This window comes from Liquorilactobacillus ghanensis DSM 18630 (assembly GCF_001435235.1).
Taxonomy (GTDB): Bacteria; Bacillota; Bacilli; order Lactobacillales; family Lactobacillaceae; genus Liquorilactobacillus; species Liquorilactobacillus ghanensis.
In genome coordinates this window covers 1-18,187 of record NZ_AZGB01000002.1, presented here as the reverse complement: position 1 = coordinate 18,187, position 18,187 = coordinate 1, and the positions used below count along the sequence as shown (strand labels likewise).

Here is an 18,187-nt window from a genome sequence, read left to right as displayed (position 1 = left end):
TATGCAAAAAAAGTCTTAAAATCAAGCGCATTTATAAATTGTTTTTAGATCATTTGAAACTTTTTTCTGCCTGTTCTGCTTGTTGAGCCGCTTTTGCAACTGGATAACGATCATAATAACCAGCTTTATTAACTTGGCGACCACGAGCAATTGCCATATCATGTGCAGCTACATCGCCTGTAATTGTTGACCCAGCAGCTACATACGCATGATCCGCGATCTGTAATGGTGCAACCATATTGGAAGAACTCCCGATAAATGAATAGTCGCCAACTGTCGTATGATGTTTATTAATTCCGTCATAATTAACAAAGACACAGCCACAGCCAACATTAATGTGCCGTCCCAAAGTAGCATCACCTACATATGTCAAATGACCAACTTTCGTATCCGCACCAATCTCGGCTTTTTTAACTTCTACAAAATTACCAATATGAACTCGTGGGCCGATCTTAGCTTGCGGACGCAAATGACTATAAGGTCCAATATTGCTGCCTTCAGCCATTTCAGCGTTTTCCAAAACCGATGCGGTAATAGTTACATTATCAGCAATCGTACTAGCGGTAATTTGTGAATGAGCACCGATCAAACAGTTCTCGCCAATTATTGTTTTTCCCTTCAATACAACGCCGGGTTCAATCACTGTGTCAGCACCGATCTGCACATCACTATCAATATACGTATTTTGTGGATCGATCAAAGTCACTCCATTACGCATTTGAGTTTCATTGATTCGCTGGCGCATCAATGAAGTTGCCTTGGCAAGTGCTACTCGATCATTGACCCCCATTGACTCATTGAAATCTTTCATAGCAAAAGCAGCTACTTTTTGGCCGCTTTTTTGGCAAATTTCAATCACATCTGTTAAATAATATTCATGCTGAGCATTATCATTGGTTACTTGATGCAATGCTTGAAATAATGTCTGGTTATCAAAACAGTAGACGCCGGTATTAATCTCGTTAATTGCTGCTTCAGCTGGGGTTGTATCTTTTTGTTCAACAATTTTGGCAACATTTCCTGCTTGATCACGAATAATTCGACCATAGCCAGTCGGGTCTGGAGCTTTTGCTGTTAAAATAGTTGCCGCTGCCTTTTGCTGTTGATGATAGGCAAATAAATCAGCCAATGTAGCAGCTTTAAATAACGGTGTATCGCCACAAATAATCAGCGTTGTTCCCTTTTTTTCTCCTAAAATTTGTTCAGCCTGCAAAACGGCATGGCCGGTTCCCAACTGTTCTTGCTGCACAGCAAATTCTGTCCGTTTTCCTAAAACTTCTTTTACTTGTTTACCACCATAACCGATAATCGTGACAATTTGTGTCAAATTCAATTGTTCAATTTGACCGATCACATGTTCAACCATTGATTTACCACATACAGGATGCAGTACTTTATAAAGTTTTGATTTCATCCGGGTTCCTTGACCAGCCGCCAAAACAACCGCATAGTTTGCAGACATTTTAAAATCTCCTCTAAATTATAATTACTCAATTATGATACCTTACACCGATTGTGACTGCAAGGTACTCAACCAACACAAATCATTTTAACCCAAAAATAGCAGTTCACCCAAAGCGAACTGCTATTGAAGCTTATTTTCCAAAAACCTTTTCCAAATAATTACCAGCACTAACATGGATTGTTTTATTTAATGTGTTAACTTGGTCAACTTTTAATAATGAAGTATAATCATCGACCATTCGGTGACCCTCAAAAGCAGCTTCGGCAAAAACAGTAATCCCCACCATCTCGGACTCAAATTCCTCGATCATGCTCTTCATACCGTTAACTGTCCCGCCGCCTTTCATGAAGTCATCAACCACTAATACATGCGAACCGCGTTTTAAACTACGCTTAGATAATTCCATTTTTTCAATTCGTTCACTGGAGCCGGAAACATAGTTGACAGAAACTGTTGAGCCTTCAGTTATTTTACTGTCCCGCCGCAAGATAACGAAGGGAACATTCAAATAATTGGAAACGCTTTGAGCAATCGGCACACCTTTAGTTGCAACCGTCATCACCGCATCAATTTGCTTATCAAGATACTGCCGAGCAATAACCCGACCAACTTGCCGTAAAACGTCTGGTCGTCCAAGCAAATCTGAAAGGTAAACATATCCTCCTGGAAGCAAGCGATCTTTTTCTGATAAACGTTCAGTCATGTTTTGAATAAAATCTCGGGCTTCTTGCTCATCAATAGACGGAATAAATCGTGCACCACCAGCTGCACCTGGAATTGTTTCCAAAATTCCAATTCCACGAAATTTAAAAGTTCGTTTAATAATTGCTAAATCTTCACTAATTGATGATTTAGCCGATTCATACCGTTTGGCAAAAAAGGTTAATGATATTAAAGTATGCGGTCTTTCTAACAAGTATCTTGTCATATCGATCAACCGATCACTTCTTCTTGTTTTCAATCTAACTCCTCCACTTAAAAAAATCAAATAACTGTTAAATTAATCTAACTACATATTATACGCTTTTTTTTAGGTTTTTGCATGACAAATCATCCTTAACGTTCGCTTTTAATTATTAATTGTTACTAATCTTTTAATTTTTTTGTTATTTAATCAGGAACAATTAACGTTCGGCCAACTTTCAATGATTAAGATCATGGTTTAAGTTAATTAATCATGATTAACCAGCAATTGATTTAAAATATAAATGGTTCGTATTAAGTGGAGAACCTTGCTTTATTAAACTATATTTATTCACAAACTGAATAAAGTTTTACTTTGCGATCGCTTAAATTATCGTTCCTAGTTATTAAGCGGTAATTTCATGGGAACTTTTTTTGCCCTGCAAAATAGCTAAAGTATCATCTAAACTGATATCGACCATATTTTGTACCGCAATATTAGTGTAAAAACCAATGTGTGGTGTAATAATAACGTTCGGCATTGCCCGCAATTCAATCAATTCTTTACTTGGCAACTCTTTACCGGTCAAATCGACATTAAAGAACTTCTCTTCCCCAGTTAAAGTATCCAATGCTGCTCCTGCCAATTGATGTGCTTTAAGTGCCTTAATCAACGCTGGTGTGTTCACTACCGGCCCACGACATTCATTGACCAAATAAGCTGTCGGTTTCATTAACGCAAAGGCTGCTTCGTCCATTAAGTTTTCACTAGTCGGGTTCAAGTCAACGTGCAGGCAAACAACATCTGCTTGCTGCAGCAATTCTTCTTTACTAGTGTACGTTAAAATACTTTTTAGTTCGTCACGTTCTTTTAAATCATAAGCAATTACTCTAGCACCCAAGGCTTGAAAAAGCTTTGCAGTTGTACCACCAATCCGACCGGCTCCAATAATTCCAACTGTCAGCGAGTGAATTTCTTTTGCCTGTAATCCCTCCCAGCGAAAATCCTGTTTAGCTGAACGAAAATCAAATAGTTCAAGATTGCGAATTAATCGCAAAGTATGGGTCAAGGCCAACTCAGCTACTGAATGCGGTGAATAAGCCGGCACATTCGTAACTTTGAGTCCACTTGCCGCGGCCAGAGCCAGATTAATTACATCATAGCCAGCTGTTCGGGAGGCAATCTGTTGCAAGCCGGCTTGCTGCAAAATCGGATACACGCCATCTTCTACCTTTGCTCGCTGCTGAATAACAATTCCGTCATAGCCCTCCGCTTGATGAGCCGTTGTTAAATGCAGTGCTTGGGCAATCGTATCTATTTGAACTTGGTGTTTGTCAGCCCAATTCTTAATTGCTGCTTTTTCATCATCACGGACACTATACATTAAAATTTTCATGTTTTTTACTCCTTGTATTATTATTCTCTGATTACTTGGTTTGATCATTTACATATTTTTTAACACGACGCATAGCTTCTTTGATATCATCCATGCTGGCTGCATAACTAATCCGAATATAGCCGGCACCTCCCGGACCAAAACTACTGCCGCTGATAACAGCTACTTTGGCTTTTTCAGCTAGATCATAAATAAATTTTTTATCATCTTGAATCAAACCGGCAGGAATTTTAGCGAATAAATAAAACGCTCCTTGCGGTTTAGCACATGTAAAGCCACATTCATTCATCTTCTCAATCAAGTAATCCCGCCGCCGCTGATACTCTGCTCTCATTGGGTGAGAATCATCTTGACCATTAACCAGTGCTTCCAATGCCGCGGCTTGAGTCATTGTTGAAGTGGTAGTAATAGTAAATTGATGGACTTTGCTTAATTCGGCCGTAATTTCTTTGGGAGCGCATAAAATGCCGATCCGCCAACCTGTCATGGCATGTGATTTAGAAACGCCATTAATTAAGATCGTCTGATCTCGCAAAACATTCGCCAAAGAAGCATGTGGCTGATCATAGTTCAATTCACTGTAAATTTCATCGCAAATTGCAAAAATTGGTTTGCCACGTAAAACTGCTGCCAACTGATCAAGTTCGGCTTGTTGATAAGTGACCCCAGTCGGATTTGAAGGATAATTCAAAACAACTGCTTTGACCTTATCCCCCTGCTCAGCCAACGTTTGTTTCAATTGTTCAGCCGTTAATTTAAAATTAGTAGCACTAGTATCCACTAAAATTGGTTCGGCTTGATTTAAAATCGTTATGGCAATGTACAGTGGAAAAGTTGGTGTTGGGATAATAACTTTATCCCCTGGATTAAGGATCGAGGTTAAGGCGGTGTAGATTGCCTCCGTTGCTCCATTAGTAATAATAACTTCACTAGCCGGATCATATTGCTGCTGATATTTTTCTGCTAAAAAGTCGGCTGCTGCCTGACGCAAATGCAGATCTCCATTTGAATGTGCATAATGAGTTTGATTAGCTTCAATACTTGCAATTGCAGCTTGTTTAATATGATCAGGAGTATTAAAATCCGGTTCACCCATCGTAAATTTAATAATTCCCGGAATTTTTGAAGCAAACTCATCAAAACTGCGAATATCTGACGGTTGCAGCAAAGCCAATTCCTTTTTCATGTTTTTTGCCAATGATTCCACTTGTAACCAGCTCCTTTTCTAAAATAAAAAGCCTGAAGATTAATCTTCAGGCTTAAGCAAATTTTCTTTGATTACCAAAGCCCATCAGATTTTTTTAACATCTGTGCGGCTTGGCTTTGATTCCATTATCAAATAGCTTTCAGCTTCTCCACAGGTGCAAATCACTTGCTACGTGTTTGCACCCCCATTCGGACTACAAACACTTATGAAAAAACCAAAAGTAAAAATAAGTATTCAATTCTGCAGGTAATTCCAAACTTTTCATAATTAAAAACTCCTTAAAATTGAATAAATCTAATTTAACCGATTAAACGGTTTTTGTCAACCTCATTTCTAGGTAAATTTTAATCATTCCCAAGTGAATATCCAACTTATTATGAATAAAAATTCTAAAAACAAGTTTTTTAGGCCTTTTTTTATAATATTATTGCATTTTTTGTATACTGGTGTTATTGTTTTAACAAGCAAAACTTTCAGGAGGTTCTCATTATGGAAAAAGAAAAAGTCGTTTTAGCATATTCCGGTGGACTTGATACATCAGTTTCAATCGCTTGGTTAAAAGATAAAGGTTACGATGTGATCGCTTGTTGTATTGATGTTGGTGAAGGAAAAGATCTCGAAAAGATCAAGGAAAAAGGTTTAGCTGTTGGTGCCAGCGTTTCTTTGACAATTGATGCTAAGGAAGAATTCGCTCAAGAGTATGCCTTAATCGCTCTTCAAGGCCATACCTATTATGAGAATAAATATCCTCTAGTTTCTGCTCTATCGCGGCCATTAATTGTTACTAAATTAGTGGAAGTTGCTAAAGAATATGGCGCAACAGCGATTGCTCATGGGTGTACCGGCAAAGGAAACGATCAAGTCCGGTTTGAGGTTGGAATCCATGCCTTAGCACCAGAAATGAAAATTGAAGATCCGATTCGCGAATGGCATTGGTCACGGGAAGAAGAAATTAATTATGCTCAAGAACATAATATTCCAGTGCCGATTAACTTAGACAGTCCCTATTCTATTGATGAAAACCTTTGGGGACGGGCTAACGAATGTGGTATTTTGGAAGATCCATGGGCAAGTGCTCCAGAAGATGCTTATGATCGGACCAGCCCACTTGAAGAAACACCTGATACGCCAGATACAATTGAAATTACATTTAAACAGGGAATTCCGACAGCAATTAATGGGACTGAATATCCATTAGCTGAGTTGATTATGCAATTGGATAAGTTAGCCGGCTTGCATGGAATCGGTCGGATCGACCATGTCGAAAATCGACTTGTTGGAATCAAATCCCGGGAGATTTACGAATGCCCAGCTGCGACCGTTTTAATCAAGGCGCATAAAGATTTGGAAGATCTTACCAATGAACATGACCTTGCCCATTTCAAACCGGTAATTGAGCAAAAACTCAGTGAATTAATTTATAATGGTCTCTGGTTCTCACCATTAATGGAAGCTTTGAAAGCATTCTTGAAAGAATCACAAAAAAATGTTACCGGAATTGTGCGGGTAAAGCTGTTTAAAGGCAACGCAATCTGTGAAGGACGGAAATCGCCATATTCACTTTATGATAAAAACTTGGCTACTTATACCTCAGCTGATGAATTCGATCAGGCTGCTGCTGCTGGCTTTATCAAACTCTGGGGATTACCAACCCAAGTCTATGCTCAAGTTCAAACTAAAAATAAAACCGATAAAAGCGAACACGAAGGTGTCAGTTTATGAGCGTCGCTAAACCATGGGGTGGGCGCTTTACAGCAGAAAATGACCAATTAGCTGAAGAATTCGGAGCTTCTATCAGCTTTGATCAAGAAATGGCCTATGAAGATCTGCAGGGTTCCTTGGCCCACGTTCAAATGTTAGCACACACGAAAATCTTACCAGCTGCTGATGCCAAGCAGATTAGCAATGGATTAAAAACTTTAATGCAGCAACTCAAGCAAGGTAAATTAACTTTTGATACCCAGTATGAAGATATCCATATGAACCTTGAAGTACTGCTGACTAAAGAAATTGGACCAGTTGCCGGCAAACTGCATACTGCTCGCAGTCGTAATGATCAAGTAGCAACTGACTTGCATTTATATTTAAAAAATCGTTTGCCCGAGATTCAAAAAGCTCTTTTTCAGCTGCGACAAACGATCGTTACCAAGGCCGCTGCTAATGTTACAACGCTCATGCCTGGTTATACCCATTTGCAGCATGCTCAGCCGATTTCTTACGCTCACTATCTGCTGGCCTATTACCAGATGTTTAAACGTGATGCCGAACGTTTAGCTTTTAATCAACAACATATTGATATTTCACCACTGGGAGCTGCTGCTTTAGCTGGAACGACTTTCCCAATCGACCGAACTTATTCTGCTGAGTTGTTAGGATTTTCAAAAATTTACGAGAACTCACTTGATGCTGTTTCTGATCGTGACTTTGTCCTAGAATTTCTGAGCAATATATCGATCTTGATGATGCATTTATCCCGATTTTGCGAGGAAATCGTTTTATGGTGTTCTTATGAATTTAATTACATCAGTCTCAGTGATGCCTATTCAACCGGCAGTTCAATCATGCCGCAAAAAAAGAATCCCGATATGGCAGAATTAATTCGTGGAAAAAGTGGACGTGTTTATGGTCATCTGCTCGGCTTGCTAACTACATTAAAAGGGTTGCCATTGGCCTACAATAAAGATCTGCAAGAAGATAAAGAAAGTGTCTTTGATACTGTTAAGACCATTTTGCCAAGTCTTAAGGTCTTCAATGGGATGTTAGCAACACTGACTTTGAACAAAGCCAAGTTGAGCCATGCTACTGAACACGACTTTTCAAACGCAACCGAATTAGCTGATTATTTAGCAGCTAAAGGTTTGCCATTTCGTGAAGCCCACCGGTTGGTCGGAGAGTTGGTGCTCAAGGGCATCAAAGAAAAGCGCAGTTTACAGGATTTTTCTTTAACTGAACTGCAGCAGCAAAGCCCTTTGATTCAAAATGATGTTTATCAAGCGCTTAAACCCGAAGTAGCTGTTAAACGGCGAAATTCTGCCGGCGGAACTGGATTCACCCAAATTAAAAGGCAATTAACAATTGCCCAAGCTGAATTAGCCCAAGCTAAAACTACTATTTGAAAATCAATTTTTTAATAAGCTGGAGATTTTAGAGCCATTATTAGCCCTAGATTCTTCAGCTTTATTTGTCTGATGTATTTTAGTTTTTTCGGCTATTATTGCTAAATCATCGTGATTTAATATGTATTGTATTCTGTTAAAATCGCTAAATTTAAACCAGCTGTACCACAGAAAAGACTGATGAATAAATAATCATTCATGCCAATAAAATCAAAAAAACAAAGATCAATTTCAAAAATTGTCCTTGTTCCATTTGCTTGAAGAGTTGCAATTTAGTTTCTATGTGAACAATCACTGTGTAATTGACATGGTCGTACTAAATGAACTGTATCGCAAAAGCCCTTCAAACTATTATAAACATGCTGAGCACGTGAATAATGCTCACAGATTCCAAAAACTGTTGGACCACTGCCAGTCATTTGTGCTGCTTGTGCTCCAAATGCAGCCATTTTTTGTTTAAGCCGTAAAATTTCAGGTACATTTTGAGCGGTTACTGTTTCCAAAACATTTGTCATTGCTGGCAACATCAAATCAATATTTTGATTTGCAACAGCTATCAACATTTTTTTAAAATCCGCATGCGGCAATTCAGCATACGGAATCTTTTTTAAGATCCCAGCAGTTGAAACACTGGCTCGTGGTTTAGCTAAAATAATCCAAAAAGGCGGTAATACCGGTAATGGTGAAATTATTTCTCCTTTACCGCTAACAGCTGCCGTTTGACTATAAATGCAAAATGGAACATCTGAATCAATTCTAAGTCCAATTTTTGCCAATTCAGCTAAACTTAATTTTAAATTCCAAACACAATTGAGTGCTCGCAGTACCGCTGCTGCATCTGCAGAACCACCACCCATACCAGCCGCAACTGGAATTTTTTTGTAGATCGTAATTTCGACCCCTTGTGCAACCGAAAATTGTTTTTGTAATATTCTAGCCGCTTGAAAAGCCAAATTTCTTTGATCATGCGGCAAAAAACCTAGATCTGAATCCACTAAAATCTGCTGATCGGCTGAACGTGGTTTAACTTTGACATAATCAGCTAAGTCAATTGACGTCATTACCATTTGCCATTCAGGCAACCCATCCGGGTGACGAAAAGGCGTATCTAAAAATAAATTCAGCTTAGCGGGGGCTTTTTCAATTATCTCCATTCAGTCACCTACTTGAAGTTGTTTCTTTCATTATACTAAAAAACAATTACTTAAAACAAAAAATTATCGCCAAAAAAAAAGCTCCGCTCCCCTAGCGTAAGCTCTCAGCTGTCCAACAATTAAACTGTTTAATTAATCTTCAAAATCCAAGCGAATATTCTTAGTCAAAATATCAGTGTAACTATACGAAACGCGTTCAAAAGCATTTTCTTCTTGGTTCAACTCGATTACAAAAACTGCCGGATAAGTTTCACGTAAGACTCCGTGACGACTGACAGTTTTTTTTCTCCCTGCTTGAACAACAACGGTTAACGGCTTCCCTAAATAATCATCTAATTTGTTTTTGATCGTAGCGATCGATACCGGCATTTTTTTCACCTCTCTGTGAAACAATCTTATCATAGTTTCACAAAATTTGCAATTATACCACAACTGCTAGTCAAAATTCAAATGAAAATTTTTAAAGAATCGCCGATTTTTGTAATTTGTTAGTCAACTCAACAAATTGTTCTACGGTTAATTCTTCAGCACGCATTCGATCCGACAACTGCATTCCATTTAGAAATGCCGCTACCTGTTCTTTAGTAACCTTCTTTTTACCGATAATACTTAATAAATTGTTGCCTAAATTTTTTCTCCGATGGGCAAAACATCCTTGGACAACTTTAACAAAAAGTGACCAAGAGTTAACTGGAACTGCAATTTTTTCACGTTTCACCAACTTAACGATTGCTGAATCAACTTTTGGTTGCGGTACAAAAAATGATTTAGGCACCGTTATTGCTAATTTTGCTTGACACTGATACTGAACCAGCACCGATAATGCTCCATAGGACTTGGTGCGCGGGACGGCGCTTAATCGTTCAGCTACTTCTTTTTGCATCATAACGACCATTGTTTTTAAAGGAATCGGCTGCTGCAGTAAGAATTTAATAATTGGGCTAGTTATATAGTATGGCAAATTTGCGACTACTTTGAGTTGCTGCTGACCAGTAAAATTTGCTGCAATCAAAGCTGGTAAATCAGCCTGCAACACGTCTTGCTCAATTACTTTGACATTTGCATAGTCTGCCAAAGTTTCCGCCAAGACTGGCAATAACCGCTGATCAACTTCTAAAGCAACTACTTGGTGAGCTTTCGATGCCAGCTGCTCGGTCAAAGCTCCAATTCCAGGACCAATTTCAATTACATCGTCATTTGCTGAAATATCAGCAACGGCAACCATTTGTTTGAGCAATTCTTCATTGGTCAAGAAATTTTGGCCTAAACTTTTTTTGAAATTTAATCCATAGGCCGTCATGATCGCCCTTGTTCTCGTTGGTGAAGCAATTGCTGGACGTTTATTTTCCATGCTTTTCCTCCATTTGTTGAATTTGTTTCAAGGCTTGCTGCAACTGTTGCATATCAATCTGAAATAGATTTAACCGTTCATACAGCCGTTTCCCATTTGTATAGCCAATTTTCAAAATTTCACCTAATTTAGCTCTTTTTTCTTTTGCTCTCGGTCCTGATAATAAACCCGCCTGCCATAAAAACTCACGCGAAACCACTGGCTCAGCCGCCGGTACTTCCGTATATAAATGTTCCAGAGCCGCACAAATCGCTGCCGGTGTTGCATGTTCGACACCTAAACTGCCCTTAAACTTGGGAACAGCCTGTGCTTTGGTCAAAAAAGCGTGTTTTACCCCGGAAACTTGTTGCGAAATTGTTTGGCGAATTTTTTCACCTGAAAAATCAGGATCAGTAAAAACAATTACACCGCGACGTGCCTGCAACACTTTGATTTGCTCGATCGTTTGCGAACTGATAGCTGATCCGTTAGTTTCTAAAGTATCAGCATTAACTGCTTGTTTAATTCTTTTGGTGTCATCTTTGCCTTCAACGACAATCACTTCTTTTATTTTTTTCACAATCTAAATCCTTAATAATTTTAATGTATTTTGATAGGTCTGGTCGGCTAACTGCTCAACCGGCAATTGCCGCAATTTTGCCAAATATTCCACTGTCATACGGGTAAATCCGGGTTCATTTTGCTGACCGCGATATGGCAATGGGGCAAGATAGGGTGCATCTGTTTCAACTAGAATTCGATCTAATGGTGTTGCTAAAAAAGCTTCTCGAACTTCTGCTGCGTTTTTAAAAGTTACCACACCACTGAATGATAAATACATTCCCAAGTGCAAAAACTTTTCAGCCCAAGCTGCATTACCATTGAAACTATGCATTACTCCACCAATATCACTTATTTGCGCATCTTTCAAAATTTGATAGGTATCGGCAAACGCATCCCGATTATGAATACTAACTGGCAACTTAAGCTCTTTAGCCAATTGCAACTGCTGCCAAAAAACCTGCTGCTGCAATTCAGGTGCAACTGAACAATGATAGTCCAATCCAATTTCACCAAGAGCTTTCATTTGCGGTAACTGGAGTTTTTGTGTTAAATCGAGCAACTCAGCTTCATTGAATCTTGCAGCATCTTCAGGGTGACAGCCGGCAGCTCCGTAAATATTGGGGTCCAACTGCCACAATTTTTGTAAGCGGCTGAAACTAGCCGAATCGCCGGCTAAAACCAGCATTTTTTGAACGCCCCACGCATGAGCACGCACAATAACATCCGGTAAATCCGCAGCAAAAGCTAAATCATTGATATGCGTATGCGAGTCAAAGATTGTCAGCATTTACACCATCTTTTCTATTTATTCATAAGAAAAGACCTTTTTCTGAATTTTCTCAGAGAAAAGATCTTTCACTATCAGCTAACTGAGCAATGAACCATTCGGAATTGCTGAATTAACAGTAATTAATTCAACTTGATCACCATATTCAGCGGATAATAACATTCCTTGACTAACCTCTCCCCGCATCTTCCGCGGCTGCAAGTTGGCAACGGCAATTACTTTTTTACCAACTAACTCTGATGGTTGCGGGTACCATTGAGCAATTCCTGACAAAATTTGTCGTGGAGCCGGATCACCAGCATCCAATGTAAATTTCAACAATTTATCAGCACCGGTAACATGTTCAACTGCCAGAATTTCTGCAACCCGTAATTCAACTTTGTCAAACTTATCAAACCGGATTTCTTTTTTATTAAAAACAGCTTTTTCTTTAGCAGCGGCCATTGCTTTGCGACCCTTAACTTTCTCATTTTTAGTCATTTTCGATTTAATATAAGCAATTTCTTGTTTAACGTCTAGTCGTGGAAAAATTGGAGTTGGTTTAGCAGCTACCTGAGCCCCAGCTGGCAAATCAGCATAATCCAAATCAGCGATTGTACTTTCAGTTCCACTGATTCCCAACTGAGCAAAAATTTCTTTTGGTGCGTGAGTCATAACCGGCTGCAAAAGAACAGCTATCACTCGCAGACTAGCTGCCAAATGCGCTAATACACTGTCAAGCTGAGCTTGCTTTGCTGGATCTTTAGCTAAATTCCATGGCTCGGTTTCATCAATATATTTATTAGTCCGACTGACTAACTGCCAAACAGCTTCCAAAGCATTAGAAAAACGAACTTGATCCATTTCTTGTTGATATTTTTCCAAGGCCGCTGTCGCTGCTGTTTCCAAGTCTTCATCAAAAGCTGTTTGTCGGCTTAAAGCCGGAATTGTTCCACCAGTATATTTATTGATCATTGCTACTGTCCGGTTAAGCAAATTCCCCAAATCATTAGCCAGATCATAGTTAACTCGTCCGACAAAATCTTCTGGAGTAAAGACACCATCATTTCCAAAAGGAACAGCTCGCATCAAATAATAACGAAGTGCGTCAAGACCATATCGTTCAACCAGCATTTCTGGATAAACAACATTTCCCTTGGATTTTGACATTTTTCCATCTTTCATTAACAGCCAGCCATGACCAATTACATGTTTTGGTAATGGCAAATCTAAAGCCATTAAAATAATCGGCCAGTAAATTGTATGAAAACGGACAATTTCTTTTCCAACCATATGGATATCTGCCGGCCAGTACTTTTTAAATAAACTGTCGTCGTCTGTCCCATAGCCTAGCGCCGTAATATAGTTGCATAGTGCATCAATCCAGACATAGACTACGTGTTTAGGATTGTCAGGAACCTTGACCCCCCAATTAAAAGTTGTCCGCGTAATCGCCAAATCTTCCAAGCCAGGTTTAATAAAGTTATTAAGCATTTCATTTTTACGTGTCGCAGGAATAATAAAATCCGGGTGATCCTGATAATATTTAACCAATCGATCAGCGTACTTGCTCATTTTGAAGAAATAACATTCTTCTCGAACTAATTCAACCTCGTGTCCAGATGGGGCCTTGCCACCAACTACTTTGCCCTGTTCATCACGATAAACCTCAGCCAACTGTGATTCCGTAAAATATTCTTCATCTGAAACTGAATACCATCCCTGATACTCGCCTAAATAAATATCACCTTTTTTAAGTAAATGTTCAAAGATCTTTTGAATTGCTTTTTCATGATAATCATCAGTTGTTCGAATAAATTTATCATTGGAAATCTCCAGTAACTTCCACAACCGTTTGATGCCAGCAGCCATCTGATCAACATACGCTTGTGGAGACATCCCTAATTCTTCAGCCTTTTTCTCAATTTTTAAGCCGTGCTCATCGGTTCCCGTTAAGAAAAAAACATCGTATCCTTGTAACCGTTTATAACGTGCCATTACATCACAGGCAATTGTTGTATACGAGTTGCCAATATGTAATTTACCCGAAGGATAATAAATCGGGGTAGTAATATAAAATGTTTCCTGCGAAGCCATCGATGTCAAGTCCTTTCACTCCTAAATTCCCTTATTGAATTCAATTGATAGTTATCGTAAGTATAGCATATTTTGCCCATCAATCGAACAAAAACTCAAATCTGCAATTGTTCAAATGCCGTAGTTGCATCCATTGTTAATTGTTCAGCGCCCACTGGTAAATCAAGTTTCTCACGATTAATTGCAATTAAACCAGCTTGTGGCTGCCGATACGCTAATAAGCCCGCAAAAGGATAAACTCGTAGAGATGTACCGCAAACGATCAACAAGTCAGCTGCAATAATAGCAGCAACTGCCTTTTCTAATGTCTTAGCAGCAATCGGTTCTTCATATAACACAATATCTGGGCGTAAAATGCCGCCACAATTGATATGATACATACTTTGTAAATATTGCCGGTAATCTACTCGTTGACCACAACGCTGGCAATAAACTCGATAAAGACTGCCATGGAATTCAATCACTCGTTTAGCGCCGGCTTTAACATGTAATCCATCGACATTTTGAGTAATAATGATTGCTGATTTTTTTTGTGTTATCAGTGACATTTTTTGATGAATAATATTCGGCTGAGCTTGCGGATAATACATTTGAGTTGTTACAAACTGATAAAACTTTTCTGGTTCTTGTTCCAAACACGTTTTACTTAACAAATATTCGGGTTGTTCCTGCCCATTATCGTAGATTCCACCTTTTGAACGATAATCTGGAATTCCCGAAGGAGTAGAGACTCCAGCACCAGTTAGAAAAACGATCTTGGCAGCTTTATTGATTTCAGTAGTCAGCGACATTTTTTACCTCCTTAATAAAAAATAAGTTACTTACCTTTTTTGATACACAAAATTATATTTTTTCATAAAATCAGCAACAGTTAAGCGATAAATCGCTTTAAAAAATTCATCTGGTTTTTCAACTGTCGGTGTCGGCAGGACAAATGAATTTTGGTCATCTTGACGATAAACACCTAGATAGGCTGGTGTGTTGTGTAGATTTTCTTTAAAATCTACATGATATAATGCAAACAATTGACGCAATTGTAGTTTAAGCTGGCGTGAACTCAAAACCGGTGTAATTGTTAAAAACTGATTCAATTGCATTGCCGGCAACTGCCATATTGTCAACGCCTGATCAAATTCTTGAAATAATTTGACAATACCTCGGCGAATAGCTAACGGCCCGATCATCTTTTTAGTTGTTAATTGCTGATACATTTGTTGCGCAGCTTGCGTGGACTGCGGATATAATTTTTGTAGTTTAGCAGTAACCTGCTCATCACCCTGAAAGAAAACCAAGCCATCCAAAATACTGAGTGTCCGCAAAACCATCCATTGATCAGCTGTTTTCTGCTCAGGTTTCAAGGTTGCCAACAAGCCCTGGAAAAACATTTCAGCCAATGATTGATCTACAACTCCTAATTTTCGCTGCTGAGCATAAACTTGAAAATGCATAACAGTATCATACAATTCCAAACCAGCAGCCATAATTTTATTATCTAAATCAAGATCTCCACTAGTTAAATTGAATTGTAACTGCGGTAAATTTTCACTAAATTGTTGGATGTGCAGTAGTTCATGCGTCACCAGAAAATCTGCTGCTTGATTATTTTTTAATGTAATAATCATTTTACCGCCTCGTAAAAAATGTTCTGCTTGATCATGGCGAACATAATCAACTTTCGCATCAGTTGCTTCAACGATAATCGGTATTTTAATTTTTTCTTTTGTTTCTGCTAATAACGATTGTACTTGTGGTCGTAAATCCAATTCTGTCATCTCAATGCTCACCTTCATGTTCTTTTGCCAATAAATTCTGGGCGGTTGCCAAATCTGTTCGCTGCAATTGCTGCATTTTGGTTACAATAGTTGCTACCTCGGCTGGTTGTGCTCCCGCAGCTAAAACGGTTGCCCGCAATTGCAAACGCATATGTCCTTGCTGAATACCCTCACTAACAAGTGCTTGAAGCGCAGCTAAATTTTGTGCTAAACCGACGCTGACCATCACTTTTTCCAACTCACCTACTGATTTGATTGCTGTTAAATGGTGATTAAGCTGAACTAAAGGCACAATTTTAGTTGAACCACCAACAAATCCGACCGGCAATGGTAACGTCAAAGTTCCTTCAAGTACTGACTCATCGCTTTTTAATTGCCATTGACTTAATCCGCGATAGTTGCCTTTTTTTACAGCAAAAGCATGTGCAGCACTTTCAATTGCCCGCCAATCATTACCCATAGCAATTGCCACTGCATCAACGCCATTCATGATGCCCTTATTATGCGTTGCAGCCCGATACGGATCTAGTTGTGCTAGTCTTGAAGCAGCTGCCATTTTTTGCGCAACTTGCTGGCCAGTTATCTGTGGTCGTGCTAAAAGTTCTACCGGAATTCGGCAAACAGCCGTAGCTAACGCCTGATCAGCTAAGTTGCTCAGTACACTCAATAACACCGGTGTTGAAACTTGTTCCCTCAAGTAATCTGCAACGGCCTCCAGCATCGAATTAACCATATTAGCTCCCATCGCCTGTTGGGTGTCAATTGCCAAATCAAGCGAAACCAGATCTGAAGCTAAGATTCGGACTCGTAGATACCGCGCTCCGCCACCGCGCTGTTGCAATGACGGATGAGCTTGATTAGCAATCTGAAGTAACTTTTCTTGTTGTTGTTCAAGCAACGACTTTAATTTTTCAGCGTTCGCTACCTGTTCAAAAACAATTTGTCCCCATAATAAGTGATCAGTAACTTTTGTATAAAAGCCACCACTCTTTTCAACAATTGCCGCACCATGACTGCTGGCAGCTATAACTGATGGCTCTTCGGTTACCATTGGTACTAAATAGCGCCGTTGATCAATTAAATAATGAAAAGCCAAGCCTTCGGGTAATCCGTAATGTGTCAAATAATTTTCAATCTGCTGATCACCGACTGCCGGATCAGTAGCTGATTTTTCCAATAATTGTCGTTGTTCAACCGAAATTAATTGCTGATCCATTAAGGCTTGCAGTCGCTGCATCCACGTTTTTTGATAAAATTTACTTAAATTTGTCATTTTTATACATCCTTAATCAATTATTGCTATACTTAAAAATAAAGTTAACTAGCCAGTTTCTGGAGGAATTTACAGGTATGAATAAGCACGCAAAACAACTTACAATTGCAATTATAATTTTAGCACTGCTAAGCGGCAGCTGGCTATTTTTTAACCATTCTTCATTTGCTAACCATCCCAGCTCAACTAACTTCAAAATTGGAGTTGTTCACGAAACTAAAAATTACACTCAAAGACAGCAATTCGCTTTCAATTACCACTTAGCCAAAAAATTTAAATTTGCTAAACACCAGACAATCATTGTTACTGGAACTGCTCAAGCTTTAAAAAAACAGTTTCGCCATCATCAATTACAACTATTATTGGGAGTTTCAAGTCAACAAACAACCACCAGCAAAATCAATTACTTGTTCTTACCAAATGTTCTAGTTGTCAATCAAAAACATGTTACTAAAGATTTAACCAAATACCATCATCAATTAGGGCTAGCACACACTGCCTTACCTAGCAGTTTAAGTGATCTGCACCTTAAGCAAAAAAAATATGCTAATGAAAAAAAGTTATTAACAGCGATTGATCAATCCCAGATTCATGCCGGAATCATGAGCAGTTTAGAATACAATTACTTAACTAAAAAGCAACCGGAATTATTATCAACTACTGAAACCCAAGCTGCTTTTCCTCCATTGACTGCTAGTGTTAGCGGAGCAATGGTAGACCAGAAATATCGAACAACCATTAATAACAAGTTTAAAAAAATGCAATTAAATGGTCAATTGGCAGAATTATCTGTTAAATACTTTTTGCAAGATTACACTCAAGAATAAAATTACCAGTTGAATTTTATTAACCTGTATTCAAAAGATATTTTATCTTCTGCAACATTTGATTTTAATCATCAACTATTTTTGAATCCACACCATGGACATTGCTAATTTTATAAAAAGTTCCTATTTATACCTCTTGATTTTTAATAATGAACCTTAACACATCATGAGTTTAATTCTTTGGATACCTCTTGGCAAAATGGGCACTCATTTTGTACACAAACAAAATCAACTAAATCTTATAAAAAACAAAAAGCAGCTGACACTTTAAAATGTCAACTGCTTTTACTGTCTTATTTAAGCACGGCAGCTTCCT

General features: G+C 38.6%; 16 protein-coding genes. 3 read left to right on the top strand and 13 right to left on the bottom strand.

All coding sequences use genetic code 11. The features are described 5' to 3' along the window. Window positions 1-49 precede the first annotated feature (49 nt). The 4 genes from glmU to FC89_RS00715 all read right to left on the bottom strand — a co-directional run bounded on the left by glmU (window position 50) and on the right by FC89_RS00715 (window position 4,972). Complete coding sequence (gene glmU, locus FC89_RS00730; RefSeq protein ID WP_057870633.1) at window positions 50-1,462, bottom strand: bifunctional UDP-N-acetylglucosamine diphosphorylase/glucosamine-1-phosphate N-acetyltransferase GlmU; 1,413 nt, start codon at window positions 1,460-1,462, stop codon at window positions 50-52. Between the two features lie 133 nt (window positions 1,463-1,595). Further along, window positions 1,596-2,426: a pur operon repressor gene (gene purR / locus FC89_RS00725; protein WP_057870632.1), complete on the bottom strand. Its 831-nt coding sequence runs from the start codon at window positions 2,424-2,426 to the stop codon at window positions 1,596-1,598. 349 nt (window positions 2,427-2,775) lie between these two features. After that, on the bottom strand, window positions 2,776-3,765 hold the full coding sequence (locus tag FC89_RS00720; protein ID WP_057870631.1) for a D-2-hydroxyacid dehydrogenase: 990 nt from the start codon (window positions 3,763-3,765) through the stop codon (window positions 2,776-2,778). 31 nt (window positions 3,766-3,796) lie between these two features. Beyond that, on the bottom strand, window positions 3,797-4,972 hold the full coding sequence (locus FC89_RS00715) for an aminotransferase class I/II-fold pyridoxal phosphate-dependent enzyme (RefSeq protein ID WP_083485371.1): 1,176 nt from the start codon (window positions 4,970-4,972) through the stop codon (window positions 3,797-3,799). A gap of 489 nt (window positions 4,973-5,461) precedes the next feature. Between FC89_RS00715 and FC89_RS00710 the strand changes: the two genes are divergently transcribed. Next, window positions 5,462-6,694: an argininosuccinate synthase gene (locus FC89_RS00710; RefSeq protein WP_057870630.1), complete on the top strand. Its 1,233-nt coding sequence runs from the start codon at window positions 5,462-5,464 to the stop codon at window positions 6,692-6,694. Next, window positions 6,691-8,088 carry an argininosuccinate lyase gene (gene argH / locus FC89_RS00705; protein WP_057870629.1) on the top strand — a complete coding sequence of 466 codons (1,398 nt, stop codon included), beginning with the start codon at window positions 6,691-6,693 and terminating at the stop codon, window positions 8,086-8,088. Before FC89_RS00710 ends, argH begins: the two co-directional genes overlap by 4 nt. A gap of 272 nt (window positions 8,089-8,360) precedes the next feature. On the opposite strand, the gene ispE is transcribed toward argH, so the two are convergent. The 9 genes from ispE to FC89_RS00660 all read right to left on the bottom strand — a co-directional run bounded on the left by ispE (window position 8,361) and on the right by FC89_RS00660 (window position 17,044). After that, on the bottom strand, window positions 8,361-9,242 hold the full coding sequence (gene ispE / locus FC89_RS00700) for a 4-(cytidine 5'-diphospho)-2-C-methyl-D-erythritol kinase (protein ID WP_057870628.1): 882 nt from the start codon (window positions 9,240-9,242) through the stop codon (window positions 8,361-8,363). A gap of 132 nt (window positions 9,243-9,374) precedes the next feature. After that, the gene (locus FC89_RS00695) at window positions 9,375-9,611 is read right to left on the bottom strand and encodes a Veg family protein (protein WP_057870627.1); all 237 of its coding nucleotides are present in this window, start codon (window positions 9,609-9,611) and stop codon (window positions 9,375-9,377) included. Window positions 9,612-9,702: 91 nt separating this feature from the next. After that, a complete protein-coding gene (gene rsmA / locus FC89_RS00690) occupies window positions 9,703-10,593 on the bottom strand; it encodes a 16S rRNA (adenine(1518)-N(6)/adenine(1519)-N(6))-dimethyltransferase RsmA (RefSeq protein ID WP_057870626.1) in 891 nt (296 codons plus the stop codon). Then, window positions 10,583-11,152 (bottom strand): ribonuclease M5, encoded by a 570-nt coding sequence (gene rnmV / locus FC89_RS00685; RefSeq protein ID WP_057870625.1) that lies wholly within the window; start codon window positions 11,150-11,152, stop codon window positions 10,583-10,585. Before rnmV ends, rsmA begins: the two co-directional genes overlap by 11 nt. A gap of 3 nt (window positions 11,153-11,155) precedes the next feature. Then, the gene (locus tag FC89_RS00680; RefSeq protein WP_057870678.1) at window positions 11,156-11,920 is read right to left on the bottom strand and encodes a TatD family hydrolase; all 765 of its coding nucleotides are present in this window, start codon (window positions 11,918-11,920) and stop codon (window positions 11,156-11,158) included. A gap of 81 nt (window positions 11,921-12,001) precedes the next feature. After that, window positions 12,002-13,999 carry a methionine--tRNA ligase gene (gene metG, locus FC89_RS00675; protein WP_057870677.1) on the bottom strand — a complete coding sequence of 666 codons (1,998 nt, stop codon included), beginning with the start codon at window positions 13,997-13,999 and terminating at the stop codon, window positions 12,002-12,004. Window positions 14,000-14,094: 95 nt separating this feature from the next. After that, window positions 14,095-14,790, bottom strand: coding sequence for an NAD-dependent protein deacylase (locus FC89_RS00670; protein ID WP_057870624.1), 696 nt, complete (start codon window positions 14,788-14,790; stop codon window positions 14,095-14,097). A 30-nt stretch (window positions 14,791-14,820) separates the two neighbouring features. Then, window positions 14,821-15,771, bottom strand: coding sequence for a hypothetical protein (locus tag FC89_RS00665; RefSeq protein ID WP_057870623.1), 951 nt, complete (start codon window positions 15,769-15,771; stop codon window positions 14,821-14,823). 1 nt (window position 15,772) lies between these two features. Beyond that, entirely contained in the window at window positions 15,773-17,044 is a 1,272-nt protein-coding gene (locus FC89_RS00660) for a hydroxymethylglutaryl-CoA reductase, degradative (RefSeq protein ID WP_057870622.1), read from the bottom strand. Window positions 17,045-17,121: 77 nt separating this feature from the next. On the opposite strand from FC89_RS00660, the gene FC89_RS00655 reads away from it, so the two are divergent. After that, window positions 17,122-17,871, top strand: a complete 750-nt coding sequence (locus FC89_RS00655) for a type 2 periplasmic-binding domain-containing protein (RefSeq protein ID WP_057870621.1) — start codon at window positions 17,122-17,124, stop codon at window positions 17,869-17,871. Window positions 17,872-18,187: the final 316 nt, after the last annotated feature.

Coding starts and splice junctions, on each gene's coding strand:
- FC89_RS00655 (WP_057870621.1), top strand. CDS start 17,122: ATGAATAAGCACGCAAAACAACTTACAATTGCAATTATAATTTTAGCA.
- rsmA (WP_057870626.1), bottom strand. CDS start 10,593: ATGGAAAATAAACGTCCAGCAATTGCTTCACCAACGAGAACAAGGGCG.
- FC89_RS00695 (WP_057870627.1), bottom strand. CDS start 9,611: ATGCCGGTATCGATCGCTACGATCAAAAACAAATTAGATGATTATTTA.
- FC89_RS00710 (WP_057870630.1), top strand. CDS start 5,462: ATGGAAAAAGAAAAAGTCGTTTTAGCATATTCCGGTGGACTTGATACA.
- FC89_RS00665 (WP_057870623.1), bottom strand. CDS start 15,771: ATGACAGAATTGGATTTACGACCACAAGTACAATCGTTATTAGCAGAA.
- FC89_RS00720 (WP_057870631.1), bottom strand. CDS start 3,765: ATGAAAATTTTAATGTATAGTGTCCGTGATGATGAAAAAGCAGCAATT.
- FC89_RS00670 (WP_057870624.1), bottom strand. CDS start 14,790: ATGTCGCTGACTACTGAAATCAATAAAGCTGCCAAGATCGTTTTTCTA.
- ispE (WP_057870628.1), bottom strand. CDS start 9,242: ATGGAGATAATTGAAAAAGCCCCCGCTAAGCTGAATTTATTTTTAGAT.
- metG (WP_057870677.1), bottom strand. CDS start 13,999: ATGGCTTCGCAGGAAACATTTTATATTACTACCCCGATTTATTATCCT.
- glmU (WP_057870633.1), bottom strand. CDS start 1,462: ATGTCTGCAAACTATGCGGTTGTTTTGGCGGCTGGTCAAGGAACCCGG.
- argH (WP_057870629.1), top strand. CDS start 6,691: ATGAGCGTCGCTAAACCATGGGGTGGGCGCTTTACAGCAGAAAATGAC.
- FC89_RS00660 (WP_057870622.1), bottom strand. CDS start 17,044: ATGACAAATTTAAGTAAATTTTATCAAAAAACGTGGATGCAGCGACTG.